Consider the following 22,615-nt stretch of genomic DNA (forward strand, 5'->3'; position numbering starts at 1 on the left):
GCGCCGCTTGCAATGCAGCTGTGAACATGGTGAAGGCCGCGCACCCGCTCGCGTCCAGGCTCTTTGACACCTGCACCGACATGCCGACCTTCACTGCGCTGCCAAGCAGCAAACGCCCTGCCGACACACTGCGCCAAGCCATTACCGCCGCCACCCGCATGGCCGAGACCGATGCCGTGGCCCGGCTGCTGCCCGCCGCCACCCTGCCTCCAGCACAGGCGGCCCAGGTCGCCGTTCATACGCAAAAGCTGGTCGAGCAGTTGCGTGCCCAGCCTGCCAGCGCGGGACGCCAGGGGCTGGTGCAAGGCTTGCTGCAGGAGTTCTCTCTGTCCTCGCAGGAAGGCGTGGCGCTGATGTGCCTTGCCGAGGCCTTGCTGCGGATACCCGATGCCGCCACACGCGACGCGCTGATCCGCGACAAGCTGCGCGGCGGCGACTGGCAGGCGCATCTGGGCAAAAGCCCTTCGCTCTTTGTCAATGCCGCCGCCTGGGGGCTGGTGGTCACCGGCAAGCTGGTCGATACGCATAGCGAGCCGGGCCTGCTCGCAGCGCTCAAGCGTGTCACTGCCAGGGGGGGCGAGCCTCTGGTGCGCAGGGCCGTGGACATGGCCATGCGCCTGATGGGCGAGCAGTTTGTGATGGGCGAGACCATTTCTCAGGCTCTGGAGCGCGCTCGCGAACTGCAGGCCAGAGGCTTTCGCTATTCCTACGACATGCTCGGCGAGGCCGCTCTCACCGCCGAGGACGCACAGCGCTACATGCAGTCCTATGTGAATGCGATTCATGCGATCGGCAAGGCCGCTGGCGGCAAGGGCGTCTATGAACGGCCGGGCATTTCCATCAAGCTCAGCGCCCTGCACCCGCGCTACAGCCGCGCGCAATGGCAGCGCGTGATGAGCGAGCTGCTGCCACGAGTGCTGCAACTGTGCGAGCTGGCACGCAGCTACGACATAGGGCTCAATATCGACGCCGAAGAGGCCGACCGGCTTGAGCTGTCGCTGGACCTGCTGGAGCAACTGGCCCACGCCCCTGGCCTGGCAGGCTGGAACGGCCTGGGCTTTGTGATTCAGGCCTATCAAAAACGTTGTCCCTATGTGATCGACTATCTGATCGACCTGGCCCGTCGCAGCGAGCGACGTCTGATGGTGCGCCTGGTCAAAGGCGCCTACTGGGACAGCGAAATCAAGCGCGCCCAGATCGACGGTCTGAGCGACTACCCGGTCTACACCCGCAAGCACCACACCGATGTGGCCTATATTGCCTGCGCTCGCAAGCTGCTGGCCGCACCCAGCGCCATCTACCCGCAATTCGCCACCCACAATGCTCAGACGGTTGCAAGCATCGAATCACTCGCCAGTGCCCTTCCCTACAGCGTAGGCAGCTATGAATTTCAATGCCTGCATGGCATGGGCGAGCAGCTCTACCTGCATGTGGTCGAGGCCGAGGACAAGGCCGCACGCCGCCCCTGCCGCATCTATGCCCCCGTGGGTACGCACGAGACACTGCTGGCCTATCTGGTGCGCCGCCTGCTGGAAAACGGCGCCAACAGCTCATTCGTGCACCGCATCGCCAACCCCGACTGGCCCATCTCTGATTTGATAGCAGCCCCTTCAGACCAAACCTGGGCTGAGGGCCAGCCGGGCCTCCAAACTAGAGCCGAGGTGGAGACCCTGCTTGCGGCCGATGACGTAGGCCTGCCCCACCCCCGCATAGTGCTGCCGCGCGAGCTGCTGGGTAAACAGCGCCGCAACTCCTCTGGTCTGGACCTGAGCGATGACGGTGTGTTGAGCGCTCTGTCTCAAGCGCTTGCGCAAAGCCGGCCCGCACAACTTCTCCAGGGTGTCCATGCCGCGCATGCCGCCGACGCCATCGGCACAGCCATCACCAACCCGGCCAACCATCAGGAGTTGCTGGGCTATGTCAGCGATGCCACGCCCGCGCAGATTCAGCAGGCAATGCAGATGGCCGCACAGGCCCAGCCCGCCTGGCAAGCCAGCCCGGCCGAGCTGCGCGCCAGTCTGCTGCAGACCGCAGCCGAGCTCTTTGAAACGCAGATGCAGCCGCTGATGAGCCTGCTGATGCGCGAAGCCGGCAAGACTGCGGCCAATGCCGTGTCCGAGGTGCGCGAGGCCACCGATTTTCTGCGCTATTACGCGGCCCAGATTCGGCGGCAGGCCGATGCGGATCTGCTCGCCCCCGGCATAGGCCCTGTGGTCTGCATCAGCCCCTGGAATTTTCCGCTGGCCATCTTCACCGGCCAGGTCGCCGCCGCCCTGGCAGCCGGCAATGTGGTGCTGGCCAAGCCCGCCGAGCAGACCCCGCTGATCGCCCAGGAAGCCGTGCGCCTGCTGCATCAGGCCGGCATTGCGCCAGACGTTCTGCAACTGCTGCCCGGCCGGGGCGAAACCGTAGGGGCAGCGCTGGTGGCCGATGCGCGTGTGGCCGGCGTGCTGTTCACGGGCTCCACCGAGGTCGCGCGCCTGCTGAACTTGCAGACCGCCGCCAGGCTGCGCCCCGACGGCCAGCCCGTGGTGCTGGTGGCCGAAACCGGCGGTCAGAATGCCATGCTGGTGGACTCGTCCGCGCTGGTCGAGCAAGCCGTGCAGGACATTGCTGCATCCGCCTTTGACAGCGCCGGCCAGCGCTGCTCGGCTCTGCGCCTGCTGTGCGTGCAAAGCGACTGCGCCGACCGGCTGCTGGCCATGCTGCGCGGCGCCATGCAGGAGCTGCATTGCGGCGACCCGGCCGAGCTGGCCACCGACGTGGGCCCCGTGATCGATGCCGATGCCAAGACTGCTATCGAGCGGCATATCGCCAGACTCAGGGCGCTGGATCTGCGCATCCATCAATCGCCGCTGAGCCCGGAAACTGCCGCACAAGGGCATTTTGTGGCGCCCACGCTGATCGAACTTCCCGATCTGCATCAGCTCAAGCACGAAGTCTTCGGCCCCGTACTCCATGTACTGCGCTATCAAAGGCGCGAGCTGCCGCAGTTGCTGGAGCGCATCAACGCCCTGGGCTACGGCCTGACCATGGGATTGCACACGCGCATCGACGAAACCGTGCAAGTGGTCGCCCAGGCGGCACATGTTGGCAATCTGTATGTGAATCGCAATATGGTGGGGGCCGTGGTCGGTGTTCAGCCCTTTGGCGGCGAGGGGCTGTCGGGCACCGGACCCAAGGCCGGCGGCCCCCTGTATCTGCCTCGCCTGCAGCAGACACCCGGCTCGCCCCTGCGTTTGCTCAGTCTGCTGCTGCATCAATCCGGACAGACACAGGCAAGCGCCACGCCCGTCACGGCAGCAGCGGCGACCGCCTTGCACCAGTTGGGCCACTGGGCCAGGCAGCATGGTGAGGCCATCGTTGGCCACGATTGCGAGCGCCTGCAAGCGGCCCTGCCCGATCTGCATGCCGCACGTCTGTTGCCCGGCCCCACAGGCGAGCGCAATCTCTACCAGCTGCTTGGCAAGCCGCGCACACTGTGCCTGGCGCAGGAAAGAACCATGCTGCTGCTGCAACTGGCCGCCGCACTGGCCTGCGGCTCGCAAGCTCTGTGGGTACCCGGCCCACTCGGCACCACAATTCACGGCAAGCTGCCAGATGCACTGCGCCGCCATGTGCGGCTGTTGCCTGCCGAACTGAGCGTCGAGGAAATTGCGGAGACCGAGGCCATGGATGCAGCACTGCTGGAATGCGACGCCCCCGAGTTTCTGCGCTGGGCGCAGGCCTTGGCAAGGCGCCCAGGCCCGTTGGTACTGCCCACGCGCTGCCAGACAGGCCAGCCCGTGCGGCTGGAGCGGCTCTGGCATGAACGCGCTCTATCGCACAACACAGCGGCAGCGGGCGGCAATGCGGCATTGATGACGCTCGAATAGACAAACACCCCCTGAGGCGCATTGCGCCCTCCCTTTCTCTGCTTCGCCGAGGGGGACGACAGCCTCGCTGCGGAGCAGCGGGGCCGCCAAGGCCCTTGCTTGCTGCCCACTGCTTAGGCCATGCCTGTTTGGCGCTGTGCACCCGATACTCGCCGCGCCCCTCAGAGCCGCCAACACCGCCTGCCAAACCGCTGGTTTGCCATCAAGGCCAGGCGCGAAGCAGCGACATAACAAGAATGGTATTGGTGGGTCCAAAAAAGAGAGCACCCAGCGCAAGCAGTACTTGCGCTGGGTGCTGTTTTGATATGAATTCTGAGATTTACAGCTTGGCGATGGACACCTCCGTGGACTTGACCAGGGCCACAACCTCCGAGCCCACCGCCAAACCCAGATCATTGACCGAGCGCGTGGTGATCACCGAAGTGACGATGCCCCAGGGCGTTTCCACATCCACTTCCGAAACCACGTCACCGCGGATGATTTCCTTGACCTTGCCCTTGAACTGATTGCGTACGTTGATGGCTTGAATGGACATACAAAATTCTCCTGAGAAGTCATGAAGGTTCTGAAAAACAGTGTTTGCTGCACTGCATGAAAACAATTCTGAAACCTTCTCCAAAAAACTCAAAAGAATAAAAACAAAAATTTTTATATCAAAAACATCTTATGAAAATAAGCAACCGTAGCGTGACACAAGCCTGCGCGGCCATGCATCGTGCCGCAGTCCGATCGCGCGGATGACAAGGACGCCCAACACCACGATATGGCAGCGCAAAAAGTTCGAGGCATTGAGCACCACCTGCGCCAGCCCCTGCTGCACAGTCGCCCCATGTAGTGCAATACCAGGGGCTTGAAGCTCTTTCGAGATGTTCGAGTTGAAATTCAGTCTTCGGCAGATTGCAGTGCCGCACGCACCACCTCGGACGTCAGCGTAGGCACAAAGCTCTCGATGAAGGCATAGGCATAGCCACGCAGCCAGGCATCGCGGCGCAGAGCCAGGCGCGTGAGATTGACTTCGAACAGATGACGGGCATCGATAGCGCGCAGATGGCGATCGCGCTCGACATCGAAAGCGATGGAGGCAATGATGCCCACGCCCATGCCCAGCTCCGCATAGGTCTTGATCACATCGGCATCCATGGCGGTGAGCACCACATCGGGCACCAGCCCTGTCGCCGCAAACGCCTTGTCGATATGGGCACGCCCCGTGTAACCCTGCTCGTAGGTGATGATGGGGTGGCGCGCCAACGCTTCCAGTGTCAGTGCTCCGTCCGTATCGAGCAGTTCATGGTCAGGCGGCACGACCACACTGTGCGACCAGCGGTAGCAAGGCAGAGTCACCAGGTTCTCATAACTGCCCAGCGCCTCGGTGGCCACACCGATATCGGCCTCACCCGATAGCAGCATCTCGGCTACCTGGCGTGGCGAGCCCTGATGCAGATGCAGCGAAACCTGGGGGTAGAGCCTGCGGAAATCACGCACCACCTGGGGCAAGGCATAGCGTGCCTGGGAATGCGTAGCAGCAATCGACAGGCCGCCGCGCTCGCTGGCGTGAAAGTCCTCGCCCGCACGACGCAGATTGTCGGCTTCGAGCAGCATCCGCTCGACAATAGGCAGCAAGGCCGTGCCGGGCGGCGTCAGCCCCGTCAGACGCTTGCCGGCGCGCACAAAGATATCGATGCCCAACTCCTCCTCGAGCTCGCGAATCTGCCGGCTCACACCGGGCTGCGAGGTGTGGAGCATGGCCGCCACTTCGGTCAGATTGAAGCCACGCCTTGCGGTTTCACGAACCGAACGCAGTTGCTGAAAATTCATATCTTGATGGCAGGCGGCACAGCTTGTGGCCGCGCCAGCTGCCTGTTTCTCTTTGTTTTCGTTGGATGCTCAAATCGCCCAGCGCAGGCCCGTAGCCGGCACGCCAGGCCAGCTCTGCAATCCGGCTGCCTGTTCTGACTCGGGCTTTTGCAGCACGCGATCCAGAATGCGCGTCTCCAGCGCGGCAAAGCGGGCATCGCCATGCACACGCGGACGCGGCAAATCGATGCGCTCGTCGAGCGCAATGCGTCCGTCTTCGATCAGCACCACGCGGTCGGCCAGCGCCACGGCTTCCTGCACATCGTGAGTGACCAGCAAGGCCGTGAAGCCATGGCTGCGCCACAGACCTTCGATGAGGCGGTGCATCTCGATGCGCGTCAGTGCATCGAGAGCGCCCAGAGGTTCGTCAAGCAGCAGCAGTCGCGGCTGGTGAACCAGGGCACGGGCCAGGGCCACGCGCTGGCGCTGGCCGCCAGACAGCCGCGCCGGCCATTCGTTTTCGCGGTCAGCCAGTCCCACCTGCGCCAGCACCTTGCGCCCCTGCTCGCGCGCCGAATCGGGCAACCCCAGAATCACGTTGTCCAGCACCCGCTTCCAGGGCAGCAGACGCGCGTCCTGAAACATGATGCGCGTATCCCTGTTCTGCCGGCGCTGCTCGCGCGCATCGCCCGCATCGATCAGTAGCTGCCCAGCACTGGCCTCTTCCAGCCCGGCCACAAGGCGCAGCAAGGTGGACTTGCCGCAGCCGCTGCGCCCAACGATGGCGATGAACTCGCCGGGCTGGACGTCGAGCTGCACCTGTTTGAGCACTTCACGCTCGCCATAGCGCTTGGTCAGCTGCCGAGTCTGCAAATGCACGCCCTGCACGTCCTCGGCCTGCTCTTTCTGCTGCGCATCCGACTGCTGGCTGCTGTCCTTTTTTCCATCTTCCGCATCCTTGGCCTTGTGCCACAGCTGGCCGCTAGCCTGCAAGGCCTCGGCCTCGTCCCAGGATGCCTCCCATGCCACCAGCGGCTGACGCGCATTCAGCGCACCTGCACCCACCAGCGACTGGGCCAAACGACTCCACAAACTACTCATCGCAAGCTCCTCTCATTCTTTCCACCAAGCCCCAAAAAGCGCACGACCCAGGCCAGAGACATCCAGCAAGAGCCGTCTCGCAGCGAGGATGTCGTCCCCCTCCCGAAGAGAGAGAGGGAAGCCGCGCAGCGGCTCAGGGGGAGTCACCCCTGATACCCCGGATGCCAGCGCAGCCACCAGCGCTCCAGCGAGCGGGCGAACAAATCGGCCAGCTTGCCCAGAATCGCGTAGAGCAGAATGCCCACCAGCACCACATCGGTCTGCAGAAATTCGCGTGCATTCATGGTCAGGTAGCCGATGCCGGCCTGCGCTGAAATCGTCTCGGCCACGATCAGAATCACCCACATCAGTCCCAGCGAAAAACGCAAGCCCACGAGGATGGAGGACAGCGCCCCCGGCAACACGATGTCGCGGTACAGCTGCCAGCGCGTGAGGCCGTAGCTGCGCCCCATCTCGATCAGACCCGGGTCCACATTGCGGATACCGTGGAAGGTGTTGAGGTAGATGGGGAAGAACACCGAAATGCTGATCAGGAACAGCTTGGCCGACTCGTCGATGCCGAACCACAGAATGACCAGCGGAATCAGCGCCAGCGCAGGGATGTTGCGCACCATCTGGATCGTGGAATCGAGCAGCGTCTCGGCCCATCGCAGCGAACCTGTGAGCAGGCCCAGCAGCAAGCCCAGGCTGCCGCCAATGGCCAACCCCGCCAGCGCACGCCCGGCACTGACCTTGACATGGGTCCATAGCTCGCCCGACTCTGCCAGAGCCCAGGCTGCACGCAACACATCCAGCGGTGCGGGCAGCACCCGTGTGGACAACCAGCCATAGGCCGATGCGGCCTGCCAGGCTGCGATCAGCGCGACCGGCAACAACCAGGGCAGCAGCCGCAAAGCGAACTGACGCGCCAGCAACTCTAGGCGCGGTACCGGCGGGCTTGCAGGCTGGGCAGCGGATTGCAACGTCAGCGTTTGAACATCACTCATACACTCTCCTTCAGCTTTGGGACACTCGGACCTGCTCGCGCTCCGGAGCAGCGGCTCCCGAAGCAGCAGCTCGCGGCGAGTACAGATTGGCCACGGTCTCGCCGAACGGGCCGCCGGGGTTGCCACCGCCGAGCTTTTCCTGCACGTTGACGGGCAGCAACGGGAAGACCAGCTCGGCAAAGCGATAGGCCTCCTCAAGATGCGGGTAGCCCGAGAGCACAAAGGTGTCTATGCCCAGATCGGCATATTCCTTGATGCGATCGGCCACAGCCTGGGCGCTGCCCACCAGGGCCGTGCCCGCACCGCCACGCACCAGACCCACGCCGGCCCATAGATTGGGGCTGATCTCCAGGTCCTTGCGGCTGCGCTTGGTGCCTCCCGCATGCAACTGGGCCATGCGGCGCTGGCCTTCGGAATCCATGCGCGCAAATGCGGCCTGTGCCTGCACCACGGTCTCGTCCTTGAGGCGGCTGATCAATCGCTCGGCGTCGGCCCATGCCTCCTCATCGGTTTCGCGCACGATCACATGCAGACGGATGCCGAACTTGACCTGGCGGCCGCGGCGCTCGGCCTTCTCGCGCACATCGGCAATCTTTTTGGCGACTTCGGCCGGTGGCTCGCCCCAGGTCAGATAGGCATCGACCTGCTCCGCCGCCAGCTCGTGGGCGGCAGGCGAAGAACCGCCGAAATACACGGGTGGATAGGGTTTTTGCAGCGGCGGGAACAGCAGCTTGGCACCCTTGACCTGCAGATGCCGGCCTTCGAAATCCAGCGATTTTCCCTCATGGCTGCGTGCCAGAATCTCGCGCCAGATCTCGATGAACTCGGCCGATTGTTCATAGCGCGTCGCATGATCGAGAAACACGCCATCGCCCTCCAGCTCGGCCTGATCGCCGCCGGTGACCAGATTGATCAGCAGCCGCCCGCCGGAAAGCCGGTCGAAGCTGGCCGCCATGCGAGCAGCCAGGCTGGGCTGATGCAGACCAGGACGCACGGCCACCAGGAACTTCAGGCGCTTGGTGACGGGCAACAGGCTGGACGCCACTACCCAGGGATCTTCGCAGGAGCGTCCCGTGGGAATCAGCACGCCTTCGTAACCCAGGCTGTCGGCCGCCACGGCCACCTGCTTGACATAGTCATGGCTCAGCTGGCGTGCGCCTTCGCTGCTGCCCAGGTAGCGGGCATCACCATGGGTGGGAATGAACCAGAACACTTGCATGACGAAATCTCCTTGAACCTGACTTAGAACCTGGACGCCACGGCGGGCGTGATGGATGAAGCGGCGGGGATCCCCTGGCCATGGCCGGCGTATTCCGCCGGGGTGGGCTGCCAGACGATGTCGGCCACCTTCACCTGGCGTGGAATCACGCCCAGACGAAAAAAGGTATCGGCCACGCGCTGCTGCTCGACCACGATGGCGGGATTGAGCAGCGTGGTCGGCGAGCTGGGCCTGCGGCCGATAAAACGGCTGACCACATTCGCATCCAGCCCGCTGAAAGCGGCCAGCAGTTGCACGGCCTCCTTGCGCGAGGTCTGCACCAGCTGATCGGCGCGCGTGAGTTCGTCGAACAAGGCCTTGATGAGCTGGGGATGGTGCTCGACCAGGCTGCGCGAGGCCAGATAGAAAGAGTTGTTGCCCGACAGCCCTTCACCGCTGGTCAGCACGCGCGGCCGGATGCTCAGCTCGGTGGCTGCATAGAACGGGTCCCAGATGGCCCAGGCATCGACGCTACCGCGTTCGAAAGCGGCACGCGCATCGGCCGGTGCCAGATACACGGGCTGAATGTCGGCCCAGGCAATACCCGCCTTGTCCAGCGCACGCACCAGCAGGTAATGGGCGCTTGAGCCTTTTTGCAGCGCCACGCGCCTGCCTTTGAGGTCGGCCAGGGTTTTCAGCGGCGAATCGGCGAGCACCAGAATGGCCGAGCTTTCAGGCTTGGGTGGCTCGGCCCCTACATAGCGCAGATCCTTGCCCGCTGCCTGGGCAAACACGGGCGGCGAATCGCCGGTCAGGCCAAAGTCCAGGCTTCCGGCCGACAGAGCCTCCAGCAACTGCGGCCCGGCTGGAAACTCCAGCCAGCTGATCCTGGTGCCTGGAAAGCGCTTTTCCAGAACGCCATGCTGCTTGAGCACAACCAGATTGACGGCCGACTTCTGATAGCCGATGCGCAACTGGGCCGGAGCTGCAATAGCCGACACAGGCTGGGCCAGTGCATCGTTGGCGTAATACGCGGCCAGGGTCCAGCTGAAAGCCGTGGTGCCCAGCAGTTGCAGAGCCTGGCGACGGCCGCGATGGAAACGGGGTGAAGAGGATGCAGGACTCATGGCAATGACCTTTTCATGAATCAGCGGCTGGCCAGCAAGTCCACGGGCGCGGCATGCAGCAAATTGAGCTTCTTGGGGATCAGCTTGAGATCGAAGAAGGTGTCGGCAATCTTTTGCTGCTCACCCAGGATTTCGGCGTTCACGGCCTTGGTGCCGAACTCGGCGCGGCTCAGGTACAGCTCGGTCACGGCGGTGTCCAGGCCCAGGATCTGAGACAGCTCGGCCGCTGCTGCACTCTTGTTCTTGCTGGCCCAGGCATCGATGGCAGCAATTTCCTCGATCGCGATGCGCAGCACATCGGCATTGCGGCTCGCATAGTCACGCGAGGTGAAGTAGTAGGCACGGTTGTTGACCACGCCCTTTGCATCGGCCAGCAGGCGTGCATCCAGAGCCTTCTGGGCCGAGGCCAGGAACGGGTCCCAGATCACCCAGGCATCGACCGAGCCTTTCTCGAAGGCGGCACGCGCATCGGGAGGAGCCAGAAAGACCGACTGCACATCGCCGTACTTGAGGCCATGCTTTTCCAGCAGCTTGACCAGGAAGTAATGAACGTTGGAGCCCTTGTTGTAGGCAATGCGCTTGCCCTTGAGGTCGGCCACGCTGCGGATCGTCGAGCCCTTGGGCACGATCACCGCTTCCAGACCCGGGCGCGCCACCGTGGCACCCGCATAGACCAGAGGCGCACCGGCGGCCTGGGCGAAGATGGGCGGGGCCTCGCCCACATCGCCAAAGTCGATGGAGCCGACATTGAGCGCCTCCAGTTGCACAGGGCCGGCATTGAATTCAACCCAACGCACGGCCACGCCCAGCGGGCTCAAGCGCTTTTCCAGCGTGCCGCGATTCTTGAGAATCGACAGCCAGCCTTTCTGATGGCCCACGCGCAGCACGCGCTGCCCGCCTGCCGTGCCATTGCCCTGCTGCGCATGCAGTCCGCCCGAAGCCAGGGCCAGCGCCGAGGCTGCCGTACCCGCCAACCACTGGCGACGTGTGGTGTTCAGCAATTGCGACGAAATAACGACAGAAGTGTTGTTGCGATCGGTCATGAGAAATCAATCCTTGGAGCTTGCAGCCCACACACTTCAGGCGTACCTTCGGCCTGATTTCAGGCGCAACTCGGCCTTCGCAGTGCGGGGACTGCTATCAAAAACATAGACATGGAGAAATAGGCGCCGCCCCATCGGTGAGACGGCAAGCAAGGGCCCCCGCAGCGATGCTGCCGTCCCCTAGGGGAAAGCCGCGCAGCGGCTCAGGGGGGCGTTAGTTCAAACGCTACATCGCACGTCGGCAAACGCGATGCTTTCAAAGTCATTGGCTGCGGCCCATTGGGCACTGCGGCGCAGATCGGTGGCCAGCAACTGGGCGGCATCCTCGACGCGCTCGGCGATCTCGGGAGCCAGGCCATAACCGCCTTCGGGCAGCAAGGGCACACCCTGGTCGGTGGCATAAATGCCGGGCAGTATGTGGCGTGCGCCAAGCGACTGCAGCACGGGGCGCAGCGCATAGTCCAGCGCCAGCATATGGTGAGGGCTGCCGCCAGTGGCCAGGGGCAGAACCAGCTTTCCCTTGAGCGCCGTCTGCGGCAACACATCGAGAAACACCTTGAGCAGGCCGCTATAGGCCGCTTTGTAAACGGGTGTAGCCACCACCACCGCGTCGGCCTGGGCCACTCTATCGGTCACGGCACGAATCTCGGGATGATCGAAGCGGGCATGCAACAGGGCTGCGGGGTCCAGCTGGTTGAGCTGCAGCACGGGCTCTGTGCTCAGGCCCTGTGCCTGCAGGCGGGCAGCCACGGCATTCAGCAGGGCACTGGAGCGCGAGGGCTGCGAAGGACTACCGGCAATCAGCAAAATCGACATGGCTTGGCTCTATCTTTTAGTTATTGCAAAGACAGGAGCACTCATCGTGCCCCCGTCTTTCGTTTCACTTATTTCTTGGTATAGATCTGATCAAAGCTGCCGCCGTCGGCAAAGTGAGCCTTGTCTGCCGCCGCCCAGCCGCCAAAGGCCTTGTCGATGGTGAACAGCTCCAGCTTGGGGAACTGGCTGGCAAACTCGGCTGCCACCTTGGCATCGGTCGGGCGGTAGAAGTTCTTGCCTGCGATGCGCTGGGCCTCTTCGGAGTACAGATACTTCAGATAGGCCTCAGCCACGGTACGCGTACCCTTTTTATCGACCACCTTGTCGACCACGGCCACCGAAGGCTCGGCCAGGATGGACAGCGAAGGCGCGACGATCTGGAACTTCTCGGGGCCGAACTCCTTGAGTGCCAGATAGGCTTCGTTCTCCCAGGCCAGCAACACATCGCCCAGGCCGCGCTGCACAAAGGTCACTGTGGAGCCGCGCGCGCCGGTGTCCAGCACGGGCACGTTCTTGTAGAGCTTGGTGATGAAATCCTTGGCCTGTGCATCGCCTCCGTACTTGCGCTTGGCAAATTCCCAGGCTGCCAGATAGTTCCAACGTGCGCCGCCCGATGTCTTGGGATTGGGAGTGATCACCTGGATGCCAGGCTTGACCAGATCGTCCCAATCCTTGATGCCCTTGGGATTGCCCTTCTTGACCAGGAACACGATGGTGGAGCTGTAGGGCGCGCTGTTGTGAGGCAGGCGCTTTTGCCAGTCGGCCTTGACATTGCCGTTCTTGACCAGGGCGTCGATATCGCCTGCCAGGGCCAGCGTGGCCACGTCTGCCTCAATGCCATCGATGATGGAGCGCGCCTGCTTGCCCGAGCCACCATGCGACTGCTTGATGGTCACATCCTGGTTCTGCGTCGCCTTCCAGTGCTTGGCAAACGCCTGGTTGTAGTTCACATACAGCTCGCGAGTGGGGTCATAGGAAACGTTGAGCAGCTGCACGCCGGTTTGAGCAAAAGCGGGCAATGTGGGCAGAGCCGAGAGGGTCAAGCCAGCCATCAGACCGGCAGCCAGAGGAAACTTGATAAAGTTGCGACGATTTTTCATTGGACTGTGTTCTTGGAGTGAATGGTTAACGGGCTTCTGCCCCGTTGCTATGCATTCTTGAGCCGCATTCTTAAAACTCAAACTACTAAGATTTCAGTTTGTTATTACCTAAACATCTGAAATCAACCAAGAGGACCCTACACATGGCACGTACCGTTCACTGCATCAAGCTTGGTCAAGACGCTGAAGGCCTGGATTTCCCTCCTGCCCCTGGCGAACTGGGCAAGCGTATCTATGAAAGCGTGAGCAAGCAGGCCTGGGCCGACTGGCTCAAGCACCAGACCATGCTGATCAATGAAAACCGTCTGAACCTGGCCGACGCCCGCGCCCGCCAGTATCTGGCTCGCCAGATGGAAAACCATTTCTTTGGCGGCGGTGCCGATGCTGCAGCCGGCTATGTGCCTCCCAGCGCCGAGTAAGTCCTTCTGACTCGGACACCAAGCCCCGTGGCCCTGCCCCGGGGCTTTTTTATGTGTGAACTCGCAGCCGTAGCGGCGAGGTCCCACGGTCGGTCAGCATGTAGCAGGTCATCGAGGACAGCCTGCCGATCGTGGCGAGAACAGCGTCGGACATCCTCTCCTTACGCCCGGCTCCATCCGTCAATTCCTCCCGGCGACTCAGCCCACAAGAGATACTTGAAAATCCGCATCCTGCGACGATTCGCCTCGCATACGGCCCGTTCCATTTCAATCAATGCCACGACCCCGACCGTCGCCCCGAGCAACTGATCGGCTCCCGCGCTGACACATCCATCGTCCATGGTTCTCGATCCCTTCACCCTGCTCGTCCTCTCCGCGGCCATGGCCGCCGCCTCGGCGCTGTACCTGGCTGCGGAATGGAGCAGCGTGCGCGAACGCTCGCTGCTGCTCTGGAGCGCGGGGTTTGCGATCATCGCCGTGGGTAGCGTGCTGGCCTTGCTGCGCTCCAGTGGCTATGTACTGTTCGGCATCTGGTTCCCCAACGGCTTGCTGATCGCAGCCCACTGGCTGTTCCTGGCTGGCGTTGCCGGATTCACGCGCGCCCGGCTGCCGCGCGCCTGGTGGCTGCTGGCCGTCGTTTGGCTGGCGATGCTGTTTCTCCCCGACGGGCTCTGGTGGTCCAAGACAATGCTGGGCATCCAGTCGCTGATGATTGCCGTCATCGCCTTGCGCGCCGGCCTGCTGCTGCGCCCGCATGGCGCAGCGCTGAGTGTGGGCGCAGCGCAGTTGCGCTTCGTCCTGCTGGCACACGGCCTGTTCTACCTGGCCAAGGCCGGTTCTACCGTGGCACCGGACGCCTTCGTCAACCTGGCCAGTTTCCGAGGCGCGGTGATCCTGGTCTCGCTGGTGGAAGGCGTGATGGCAATCATGCTGCTCGCGATGTCCATGACCGGTACCGAGCGCCATCGCCGCGAAGAGCGTATCGCACAGATCGCCGCCCGCGACCCACTGACCGCCCTGGACAACCGCCGAGCGCTCTATCTACGCGCACCTGAGCTGCTGCGTCAGGCCTCGCGGGCCAGCCCCGGCGCCTTGCTGCTGATCGACATTGACCACTTCAAGCAGGTCAACGACCTGCACGGTCACGATGCCGGCGACCGCCTGCTGGTGACCCTGAGCGACATCATCCGCGGCTCGCTGCCCCACGGCGCACTGGCGGCGCGACTGGGCGGGGACGAGTTCGTGATTCTGCTGCGCAGTGTCTCCGGCGCCGCCGCGCAGGCGCTGGGGCAAAACCTGCGCGAGTCGTTCGCGCAGCAGGCGCGCGCAATGTTCGCAACGCCCGAGCCAGTGTCCCTGAGCATCGGTGCGACCTTGTTCGACCAGCCCGAGACCGAGCTGTCACATTGGCTCAAGCGGGCCGACGAAGCCCTCTACGCATCGAAGCGCAAGGGACGGGACCGGATGGAACTCGCCCCGCTTCCGCCAGGGCGGTCGCAATGATGATCCTCTAGCCTCGACAGGAGCCTGTGTGGCAGCCCGGATGTACTTCACCTTCGGCGGCGCGCCCCGGCGAAGCGGATGCTCCTAGAGAGAAATCATGGGCAGGAATCGAGCCCCACTATGATTTCCTCCAGCGCACCCAATACCTCATTGAAATCTACTTGGTAAAGGTTATGCGAACCATCATCGTTGATTGCGAGAACGTGAGAACAGAGGTTGATTTTTGGTCAGCATATATACGCACAGTCAAACCAGATGGAGCTCAGTTTTTTGGTCGAAACCTCCATGCATTTGAGGATGCTGTGCTAGGTGGTGGGCCTGGTTGGCCAGGCGAGTGCCACTTGCATTTCGTTAACACCCGACCATTGCACTCCATTGAAAATGGTCGCTTTCTCGAAATGTTACGCGGCGTCGTGCAGCGATCAGCGTGGATAAAAATCTGCATTGACTAGAACTCAGAGACTTCATCCGACTATTGAGTTGTAGACATTGGCTCGGTTGATGATTTGATGGCTGCTTCGGGCAGAACTGCGACAGTCGCAGATCGCCATCGCAGACCTTCGCGTGCTGTCGTCCCTGGTCTGCTTTGCAGAAGTTGCAGACAGAGTGAACACGCAAGCCTGCACTGAACCAGACAGTGTCTGGCCGCAAGGTTCTAGAAACTACTCAAGCGAGGGCTTGAAACCGGAAGCCTGCGGCAGCTTCCGTTCCTGGATACCGACAGCTCAGCTCGAAGCCTTGGTCAGTTGCTGAAGCTCAAGTTGCCTGGCAGCACTGGCTTCGAGGTTTGCACGCTCTTCATCCAGATAGCGATAAATGCTTTTGAGGTCGGCGATTTTCTGTCTGATCTCCGCCATCTTCTTTTCAATGAGCTTGGCGCCATCAGCACAATCGATCGCCTTGTTCCGCTGCGCATCCAGAATCTGGCCTATTTCCCCCAGCGAAAAACCCATGCTTTGCGCGCGCTGGATAAAGGTCAGATCCTGCAGAGTTTGCGCAGTGTAGACGCGATAGTTGTTGGTTCGTCGCGTCGGCGAGATCAGGCCGATTTGCTCGTAGTAACGCAAAGTATGGCGGCTGGCGCCGCTGCGGGTCTCAAGTTCGCCGATTCTCATGAAAATACCGCTTGACTATAGAGTTAGGTCGACACTCTACATTTGATTTCTCACCTTACCAAGGAGCAAGAGAATGAACGTGGAGTGCTTTGTCACGGGAGGGACCGGCTTCATCGGTCAACATTTGCTGGCGAACCTGAGTGCCAAAGGTCACACCGTCCGGGTGTTGATGCGCCGCCCAGAACGACTGACTGCACTGCAAGAGCAGGTCGACAATCTGGGAGGAATTGCAGCCCGGATATTTGCCGTTGCAGGCGACCTGGAGCGGGACAACCTCGGGCTGAGCCCTTCCGACCAAGCAGTGCTAAGGCAGGCCAGAGTCGTATTCCATCTGGGTGCCCACTTCGCCTGGGGGCTTTCATTGGAGCATTCTCGCGCGGTCAATGTGGAAGGGGCAAAGCGCGTGGCGCTGTTGGCGGCTGAGCTAAATAGCCGCTTGGTGATGATCGGCGGCTACATGCTGAAGAATCATGAACATCTGCTGCGCATCGGAATTGATCCTCGCCATCCAGAGCTGACCGATTGGCCTGCCGTCTACCGGTGCGTCGGTGCTTACGAGGCGAGCAAGCTGGAGGCGCACTTTGCAACCCTGCAGGTCATGTCCACCAAGGGCGGGGAAGTTACCGTAGTTCACCCCGCGACGGTCTGTGGCCACAGCCGTACCGGACATATCCTTGACGGTCAGCCGCTGGTGGCTTTGATACGCAATCTTGCGCAGGGAAAGCTGGCTGCAGTGCCCGGTACTGCCGAGCATTGGCTGCCACTGGTCACCGTGGATTACCTGGTTGAGTTGGTGGCGGCTTGTGCTTTCGATCCTGCCATGGTGGGCAAGGAACTACTGGCACTTGATGACCAAAGTCCCAACTTGCGAGAGCTGCTGGGACAGGTAGCACAACCCATGGGCCTGAAGCCTCCCAGGCATCACATTTCACTACGATTGCTGAAGTTGCTACTGAGTATTCCGCCCGTCGCGCGGTTCTTGAGTACAGACGTCGAAGCCTTGGACTTTATCCAGACCACTCGCTTCGATACGACGGCGGTCGAGCAATTTGCCAACAGGCATGGAATAGCCAAACCGGATATACGTCAGTCTTTGCAGCATACTGCAATGTTCGTCAACTCATATTGCATGGCCAAGGACAGGGCTGCCTGACTTATCCACTGGGGCACCAGACAACATCAAGATCCGAGGTGGTCGTACGAAGCAGGACAGCGCGGTCTCGGGCATGCCGCAGATGTGCGCTTGCAAATGCCCACAAGGGTCTGCTGCACCATTTCGGCACACACGAAAGCAGTCATCCAAATGATGTCGGACATGACAACAGATCGCATGGCCGGTCTGGGATGGAATCGATATTCAAGGCCGACCGACAAGACGGTTATCGGCAAGAGAGTTCATCCCCGCGGCAAATTGGATGCGCACCCACGACAGCGGCCATAAAGCGTAATTTCATGGCTGTCTACCAGAAAGCCAGGTGGCGCCATAGGTGCTCTCAAATTCGGACTCGGCCACCAGAAGGTCAGCGAGAACAACCCGTTTGACTATGTGAATCGTGGCTCCATCTGGTTGGAAACGCAATGCAACGTCCGACTTCAACGGTCCGCGCGAAGCCTCCTGGCAACTCAAGTACGACATGGGCCTGAACTCCGTCGCCCCCCTGAATTGAGCGCGGCCTACACCAGAGGCTCCGACGCCGTGTACGCTAGCCATCTCGGCTATTCGGCAACCAATGGCAAGCACTGGCTCAATCCCCAAAGCACGCATTCGACGCGAACGACACATCAGCCGGCGACCGCTTTCAGGGCATGAGTGAAATGGAGGTCTTGGTCATAAGCCGTCGCCGGAGGCAGGCGAAACTGGCGCTCAGCGCAGGTATCGGATAGCGGTGAGGAGGTACATGCAACCGAGGGGGAGCAAGCGATCTTCATCCAAAATGAGAAAAGATGATCCACCCCCGCTTGGGAATTACTATCAAGCCAGACTCATGCCCAGTTGCATAGAAGGAGCCTGGTTCTCTCAAGGCCTCATTGATATCGCGCTCCATTTCGGAGGGAATATCCGAGCACCCCTCGTTCATACCGGTCAGCCAGCCGTTTCGAACTATTTCGTCCTTCGGCTCAATGTAGGGTGTTTCCTTCCAGTCACTGTATTCACGAGCTTTATGCCGCCTAGCCTGCTTAGCTTCTCTTAACGCATCAAGCCCATTCGCGCGAATGTGTTCCAGCGATAGTCCATCCATTTTGTAGATAGCTGCTCCGCAACCTTCTCTGAAGCCGCCGCTGTCTTCGACAAACAGTAGTTCTTCAACCTCGATCGCCTGAGGTAGGTAGCCTTCGTACCAGTAGCTGTTGAAGCTTGCACAGCCTCGGGTTGCAAGGAGGAACGCAGCCACAATTGAAAGAGCCATCAAACTGAGCTTCATTGCGCCTCTCATATCGCCCTGGGGTAACCCTTCAGTCAAGCCGACCCGCATTCTGCGGTCGGCTTACCTAGTCCGTTAGACACTCTATGTCCGTATCCTTGTACCTGGCCGATCATGCCAACCTCCAGACGCCTTGCAGCGAGATATCGCCGGTCACCTTCAATGACGACGGCTACTACTGGTTCCTTTACCGCTACCTTGAATCAGCAAACCTCGAACGCCACAAAGGTGAGCTGGTTGATCTTTACGGTGGCGGTGTCATCGAAGGCTATCAACTGCATCGCCTTCGCACCGAGCTAGAGCAAGCAATGCAGGATGTCGCGCATAAGCCGGACTCCTGGCTGGTTCTCGTCGGCTGGCAGGGCGAGAGCGTTTCCGTCCAGACTGAAGACTGGCGCAAAGTCGAAAAGCTCGAAGTGCTTCACGTCATCACTTCGCTCCTCGCACTCATCTTGTCAAGCTCTCCTACGCGAAAGATTGTCTGCGATGGAGACTGAAGCGCCTAACGTCGAACATCAATAACTGTCTGCATTGGGCTGAACTGCGACTGTCGCAGCCTGGCCAGGAGCTGACGTTCGTGAATGCCTGCTCCCAGAGCATGAACTTCACGCCTCTGTTGACTCAGTTTCCAGTGAACGAGCTTCTGCAACGGAAACCTGCATGTACGCGGATGCCAAAGGCGCTCCGCGTGGACACGACTCAATCCGGCGCTATGCCGTGGGAAATCGCTCCGCGATGTCTTCGAGTGGCATCCGCAGTGCGTTGGTCAGATAGCTGACTGTTCGATAGAAACCTGCCAGCATCAGGAGTTCCATCAAGGCGTTCTCGGGGAAGGTGGCACTGAGGCTCGCCCAGAGTTGGTCATCGATATCGCAGTGCGAGTGCAGTGCATCACAGACGCGAATCAGCAGTTTCTCCTCGTCGCTCCAGCAGGCATCTGCTGCCGAGCCGAGCACGGTCGAGCGAACCTGCTCGTGAGTGAGTTCGGCCAGCTTCGCAAAGCCGGTTACGTGGACCCCCCATTCGTATTCAGAGCGACACAGGGCCGTCGTGCGGTCAATTACGATTTCCCTTTGCCGTATTGTCAAATGACCGCGATCCAACAGACTGCCGGAGAAGAACTTCCTGGCCAGACGAGGATCGCGGGCCAAGGTCGCGAAAAGCCATAGCGGCGGACGACCCTTCATGGTCTTGTCGATGCGCTCCGCAATATCGGACTCAAAGGGGGGTTGTGCGGGGGCGATGCGTGCTGTCATGTATTGCCTTCCAGAAAGTGCAGGTTGGAGCAACCGCCAACCGGTGCCCCTAACCTGAAGTTCAGGCTATATTGCGCGCTGTATAAAGTAAAGCAAACGTATGACACCCGTTATTGACAAACCAGTCCGAGGCTCCAAGTCAGGACGCCCCCTCATGGTCGCCCTGGATCTGCTAGGAAGACGGACTACGCTGCGGATTCTTTGGGAGTTGCAGTCCGGCTCGCTGACATTCCGCGCTTTGCTGGACGCTTGCGAGACAAACACCCGTCTATTGAACATTCGACTCGGCGAACTGCGTGAGGTGGGCTTGGTGGATCACGCGGAGGGGGGTTACCGACTCACGGAAGAAGGCCGGAAGCTGGGAAGTGCCCTCAAGCCCCTGACACAGTGGGCTGATCAATGGGGGCACCGGATGCGAGATCAGGCCAAAGCCGACGCGGCGGCATCTGATTCTGCCGACTAAACTGTGGATTCTCCTCAGATTTCGTGCAGGGAAAGGAAGGCATCCTCTGCGCATCTAGCACTGAACCTGATCTTTTGGAATTCCACTTAGGAACCGCGGACACCGGCTGCCAAAGCGCTGAGGCGGCAACCAGCCCGAAGCAGTGACCTGAGAGAAAGCCATCCAGGACTGCCTCTGGCCGGATGCTCCATTCACTTGCGACCCCGAAATCAGGCGCAGGACGATTTGGCACTCACATCGAATGTCTGCTCCGGGAATTCATGACGCCCGCAGCCTCCCTGTCATGAGCTGGCCTGAGGGGTCTGAAACGAATAATTCCCGAGCAATCCAGCCTGAACTTGCTCGCGGCTTAATGAACCCACAGCACCTCAAACTGCTGTCGGACTTGAGCGACCTGTATCGACACCTCATCACCTTCGCACTTACCCAGCATATCCCTGCCCAGGGGGGCTTTGCTGCTGATGACCTGGATGAGTTCAGTGCCGATGAACAACTTCATGTTCCCCCCATCCGGGCCGAGAAAGAGCTGTTGTTGCTTGTCGTCTGAATCCACCAGGCAGATCAGTGCGCCGAGTTGTATACCTTTGCTGGCGTTGTAGGGCAGCGGGCGGAACTGGCGCCAATTGGCCATCGCTTGGCGGATGGCTTCTGCGCGACGAGCTTGGCCAGCAGCCAGGTAGGAAGCTTCGAGACCCAATGTGTCGTATTTGTTCTCGGCGATATTTTCCTCATGGGTCGCCGCTTCATGGGCAACCCTCGCTGCCTGCTCGACTTGCAGAAGATCCTCGGCGAGACGTTTCAGCACCTGCTGCTGCAACAACAATTTATCCATAACGAAAAGTGGGCATCTCGAACACGTTGGGGGTCTTGATTATGAGGGCCCCTCCTCCTTTCGACGCCTCTATTGGCTACAGGTCAATGGGTTGTCGGCCCCCGCCCGGCATCCGTGCCCATCACTTGGCCAGCAGTTGCCAGACTGAGCTCCCACGGACTGCATTGAGCAAATACACTGCTTCTCACTCTGCCTCGGGTGATGGCAGCCTCCAAGGCCTTGCTTCAAGCAGATTCCGGATCTCGACTCAAACGCCACTCAATAGAACTACCAAGGAGACCTCAATGAACCGTCGACAGATACTCGCGTCAATTGCCGCCGCAGGTGCGCTCACCACCATGGCAACTGCTCGCGCAGAAGCAGCTTTCCCGCAAAAACCCATTACCTTTGTCGTTCCCTATCTGGCTGGAGGAACGACCGATCTTGTGGCACGAGTCGTGGGCGAGCACATGGCACGCACGCTGGGTCAACCGGTGGTGATCGAGAACAAGCCTGGTGCCGGAGGCAATATCGGCATGGATGTCGTGGCAAAGTCCAAGCCCGACGGCTACACGATCGGTTTCGGAGCCATCTCCACCAATGCGCTCAACCCGCACATCTACAAATCGATGGCGTTTGATCCCCGCAAGGATTTCACGGCGGTTTCCATGCTGGGCTACTCCACCATCGTGCTGGAGGTGGGCAAGAGCTTCCCGGCAAACAATGTGCAGGAGTTCATCGCCTACATCAAAGCAAACCCTGGCCTTCAGTACGGTACTGCCGGCGCCGGAACCAGCATGCACCTGGCTGGCGTGATGTTTGCGCAAATGACTGGCCTGGATACTGTCCATGTGCCCTATAAAGGTAGCGTACCGGGTATTACCGACATGCTTGGCGGCCACCTACCCGCCATGTTTGATAACCTGCCCGCTTCCCTGCCACACATTCAGGCAGGCAAACTCAAAGCACTGGCCGTGGCAGGCAGCGAGCGCAGCCCATCGCTACCCAATGTGCCGACGATCGCCGAGAGCGGTCTCAAAGGCTACGCAGTCGATCCATGGTTCGGCGTATATGGCCCAGCCAAGCTAGATCCAGCCATCACAGCCAAACTCAATACTGCCATCAACCAGGCCCTGAACGATCCTGCCGTCAAGGACAAGCTGGTGCAGGCCGGATTCACCCCTAAGGGGTCCGCGGCCCAGGGCTTCGAAGCGCTGACACAGTCCGAATACAAACGACTGGGCGAGGTGGCACGCAAGGCCCAGATGCAGGTCAACTGACGACACGGCCTCCAGGCGCCTGGCAATAAAGCACCGAAGCCGGGCCTTTCAGCACCTCGACATGTTCCAGAGGCAAAGGTTCTTCCGCGAAGTCGCCGAAACAACCATCCGGGCGAATGCGCAGACCATCCAGGTAGGTTTTGCATTCCGCGAGGAAACCGTGCATGAACAAGTTGTTGGCACTGGCCTGCCCCCTTCCGAGCGCACACCCGGGATGTAGCGCAAGGCTTTATGGAGGGTCTGAATGCCTTGCCCGTTCACTTGTCCGCGAGTGACCACGGACACGGCCTGCGGGGGTCTCGCGC

The 22,615-nt window shown here is 60.9% G+C and carries 23 protein-coding genes and 1 pseudogene; 9 read left to right on the plus strand and 15 right to left on the minus strand.

The genetic code is table 11. The annotated features are described in order from the left end of the window. Positions 1 to 26: 26 nt before the first annotated feature. A complete protein-coding gene (gene putA, locus CTR2_RS18155; RefSeq protein ID WP_087082112.1) occupies positions 27 to 3,875 on the plus strand; it encodes a trifunctional transcriptional regulator/proline dehydrogenase/L-glutamate gamma-semialdehyde dehydrogenase in 3,849 nt (1,282 codons plus the stop codon). Positions 3,876 to 4,194: 319 nt separating this feature from the next. Here putA and CTR2_RS18160 read toward each other — a convergent pair whose 3' ends face one another. The 9 genes from CTR2_RS18160 to CTR2_RS18200 all read right to left on the minus strand — a co-directional run bounded on the left by CTR2_RS18160 (position 4,195) and on the right by CTR2_RS18200 (position 13,040). Then, positions 4,195 to 4,410 carry a TOBE domain-containing protein gene (locus CTR2_RS18160; RefSeq protein ID WP_003053517.1) on the minus strand — a complete coding sequence of 72 codons (216 nt, stop codon included), beginning with the start codon at positions 4,408 to 4,410 and terminating at the stop codon, positions 4,195 to 4,197. A 347-nt stretch (positions 4,411 to 4,757) separates the two neighbouring features. Next, positions 4,758 to 5,690 (minus strand): CysB family HTH-type transcriptional regulator, encoded by a 933-nt coding sequence (locus CTR2_RS18165; protein WP_087082109.1) that lies wholly within the window; start codon positions 5,688 to 5,690, stop codon positions 4,758 to 4,760. A 69-nt stretch (positions 5,691 to 5,759) separates the two neighbouring features. Then, positions 5,760 to 6,770, minus strand: a complete 1,011-nt coding sequence (locus tag CTR2_RS18170; protein ID WP_087082106.1) for an ATP-binding cassette domain-containing protein — start codon at positions 6,768 to 6,770, stop codon at positions 5,760 to 5,762. A gap of 143 nt (positions 6,771 to 6,913) precedes the next feature. Then, positions 6,914 to 7,756, minus strand: coding sequence for an aliphatic sulfonate ABC transporter permease SsuC (ssuC, locus tag CTR2_RS18175; protein WP_087082104.1), 843 nt, complete (start codon positions 7,754 to 7,756; stop codon positions 6,914 to 6,916). Between the two features lie 10 nt (positions 7,757 to 7,766). Continuing rightward, positions 7,767 to 8,975 carry an FMNH2-dependent alkanesulfonate monooxygenase gene (ssuD, locus tag CTR2_RS18180; protein ID WP_087082102.1) on the minus strand — a complete coding sequence of 403 codons (1,209 nt, stop codon included), beginning with the start codon at positions 8,973 to 8,975 and terminating at the stop codon, positions 7,767 to 7,769. Positions 8,976 to 8,998: 23 nt separating this feature from the next. Continuing rightward, positions 8,999 to 10,081, minus strand: a complete 1,083-nt coding sequence (locus CTR2_RS18185) for a sulfonate ABC transporter substrate-binding protein (RefSeq protein WP_087082100.1) — start codon at positions 10,079 to 10,081, stop codon at positions 8,999 to 9,001. 20 nt (positions 10,082 to 10,101) lie between these two features. Continuing rightward, positions 10,102 to 11,124, minus strand: coding sequence for a sulfonate ABC transporter substrate-binding protein (locus tag CTR2_RS18190; protein ID WP_087082098.1), 1,023 nt, complete (start codon positions 11,122 to 11,124; stop codon positions 10,102 to 10,104). 219 nt (positions 11,125 to 11,343) lie between these two features. Continuing rightward, positions 11,344 to 11,940, minus strand: a complete 597-nt coding sequence (gene ssuE / locus CTR2_RS18195) for an NADPH-dependent FMN reductase (protein ID WP_087082096.1) — start codon at positions 11,938 to 11,940, stop codon at positions 11,344 to 11,346. A 68-nt stretch (positions 11,941 to 12,008) separates the two neighbouring features. Next, entirely contained in the window at positions 12,009 to 13,040 is a 1,032-nt protein-coding gene (locus tag CTR2_RS18200; RefSeq protein ID WP_087082094.1) for a sulfate ABC transporter substrate-binding protein, read from the minus strand. A gap of 143 nt (positions 13,041 to 13,183) precedes the next feature. Here CTR2_RS18200 and CTR2_RS18205 point away from each other — a divergent pair, with 143 nt between their 5' ends. Together CTR2_RS18205 and CTR2_RS18210 are read left to right on the plus strand one after the other, a co-directional pair. Then, positions 13,184 to 13,459 carry an oxidative damage protection protein gene (locus CTR2_RS18205; protein ID WP_003053502.1) on the plus strand — a complete coding sequence of 92 codons (276 nt, stop codon included), beginning with the start codon at positions 13,184 to 13,186 and terminating at the stop codon, positions 13,457 to 13,459. A gap of 339 nt (positions 13,460 to 13,798) precedes the next feature. Beyond that, on the plus strand, positions 13,799 to 14,962 hold the full coding sequence (locus CTR2_RS18210; RefSeq protein WP_087082090.1) for a GGDEF domain-containing protein: 1,164 nt from the start codon (positions 13,799 to 13,801) through the stop codon (positions 14,960 to 14,962). A gap of 725 nt (positions 14,963 to 15,687) precedes the next feature. On the opposite strand, the gene CTR2_RS18215 is transcribed toward CTR2_RS18210, so the two are convergent. Beyond that, a complete protein-coding gene (locus CTR2_RS18215; RefSeq protein WP_087082088.1) occupies positions 15,688 to 16,077 on the minus strand; it encodes a MerR family transcriptional regulator in 390 nt (129 codons plus the stop codon). A gap of 73 nt (positions 16,078 to 16,150) precedes the next feature. Here CTR2_RS18215 and CTR2_RS18220 point away from each other — a divergent pair, with 73 nt between their 5' ends. Both CTR2_RS18220 and CTR2_RS18225 read left to right on the plus strand, forming a co-directional pair. Further along, a complete protein-coding gene (locus tag CTR2_RS18220; protein WP_087082086.1) occupies positions 16,151 to 17,230 on the plus strand; it encodes an SDR family oxidoreductase in 1,080 nt (359 codons plus the stop codon). Positions 17,231 to 17,630: 400 nt separating this feature from the next. After that, positions 17,631 to 17,744 (plus strand): OprD family porin, encoded by a 114-nt coding sequence (locus CTR2_RS18225; protein ID WP_254913259.1) that lies wholly within the window; start codon positions 17,631 to 17,633, stop codon positions 17,742 to 17,744. A gap of 258 nt (positions 17,745 to 18,002) precedes the next feature. Here CTR2_RS18225 and CTR2_RS18230 read toward each other — a convergent pair whose 3' ends face one another. Continuing rightward, entirely contained in the window at positions 18,003 to 18,500 is a 498-nt protein-coding gene (locus tag CTR2_RS18230) for a hypothetical protein (protein ID WP_003066567.1), read from the minus strand. On the opposite strand from CTR2_RS18230, the gene CTR2_RS27590 reads away from it, so the two are divergent. Both CTR2_RS27590 and CTR2_RS18235 read left to right on the plus strand, forming a co-directional pair. Further along, positions 18,427 to 18,579 carry a DUF1010 domain-containing protein gene (locus tag CTR2_RS27590; protein ID WP_409021338.1) on the plus strand — a complete coding sequence of 51 codons (153 nt, stop codon included), beginning with the start codon at positions 18,427 to 18,429 and terminating at the stop codon, positions 18,577 to 18,579. The two genes, CTR2_RS18230 and CTR2_RS27590, sit on opposite strands and share 74 nt — an antisense overlap. A 7-nt stretch (positions 18,580 to 18,586) precedes the next feature. After that, complete coding sequence (locus CTR2_RS18235) at positions 18,587 to 18,997, plus strand: hypothetical protein (protein WP_176391620.1); 411 nt, start codon at positions 18,587 to 18,589, stop codon at positions 18,995 to 18,997. A gap of 213 nt (positions 18,998 to 19,210) precedes the next feature. Here the strand turns inward: CTR2_RS18235 and CTR2_RS18240 are convergent, their stop codons facing one another. Beyond that, complete coding sequence (locus tag CTR2_RS18240; protein ID WP_003066570.1) at positions 19,211 to 19,756, minus strand: carboxymuconolactone decarboxylase family protein; 546 nt, start codon at positions 19,754 to 19,756, stop codon at positions 19,211 to 19,213. Positions 19,757 to 19,910: 154 nt separating this feature from the next. On the opposite strand from CTR2_RS18240, the gene CTR2_RS18245 reads away from it, so the two are divergent. Beyond that, positions 19,911 to 20,219, plus strand: coding sequence for a winged helix-turn-helix transcriptional regulator (locus CTR2_RS18245; RefSeq protein ID WP_087084522.1), 309 nt, complete (start codon positions 19,911 to 19,913; stop codon positions 20,217 to 20,219). 349 nt (positions 20,220 to 20,568) lie between these two features. Here the strand turns inward: CTR2_RS18245 and CTR2_RS18250 are convergent, their stop codons facing one another. Continuing rightward, complete coding sequence (locus CTR2_RS18250; RefSeq protein ID WP_087082084.1) at positions 20,569 to 21,051, minus strand: GreA/GreB family elongation factor; 483 nt, start codon at positions 21,049 to 21,051, stop codon at positions 20,569 to 20,571. A 284-nt stretch (positions 21,052 to 21,335) separates the two neighbouring features. Between CTR2_RS18250 and CTR2_RS18255 the strand changes: the two genes are divergently transcribed. Beyond that, complete coding sequence (locus tag CTR2_RS18255) at positions 21,336 to 22,310, plus strand: Bug family tripartite tricarboxylate transporter substrate binding protein (protein ID WP_087082082.1); 975 nt, start codon at positions 21,336 to 21,338, stop codon at positions 22,308 to 22,310. Here CTR2_RS18255 and CTR2_RS18260 read toward each other — a convergent pair. Both CTR2_RS18260 and CTR2_RS27595 read right to left on the minus strand, forming a co-directional pair. Continuing rightward, the gene (locus tag CTR2_RS18260) at positions 22,303 to 22,482 is read right to left on the minus strand and encodes a TonB-dependent receptor plug domain-containing protein (protein ID WP_087082080.1); all 180 of its coding nucleotides are present in this window, start codon (positions 22,480 to 22,482) and stop codon (positions 22,303 to 22,305) included. The genes CTR2_RS18255 and CTR2_RS18260 overlap by 8 nt on opposite strands. A 26-nt stretch (positions 22,483 to 22,508) precedes the next feature. Then, positions 22,509 to 22,595, minus strand: a pseudogene (locus tag CTR2_RS27595) (hypothetical protein); the annotation flags it as partial. Positions 22,596 to 22,615 lie beyond the last annotated feature (20 nt).

It is taken from the genome of Comamonas thiooxydans (assembly GCF_002157685.2).
In the GTDB taxonomy this organism is placed as follows: domain Bacteria; phylum Pseudomonadota; class Gammaproteobacteria; order Burkholderiales; family Burkholderiaceae_C; genus Comamonas; species Comamonas testosteroni_H.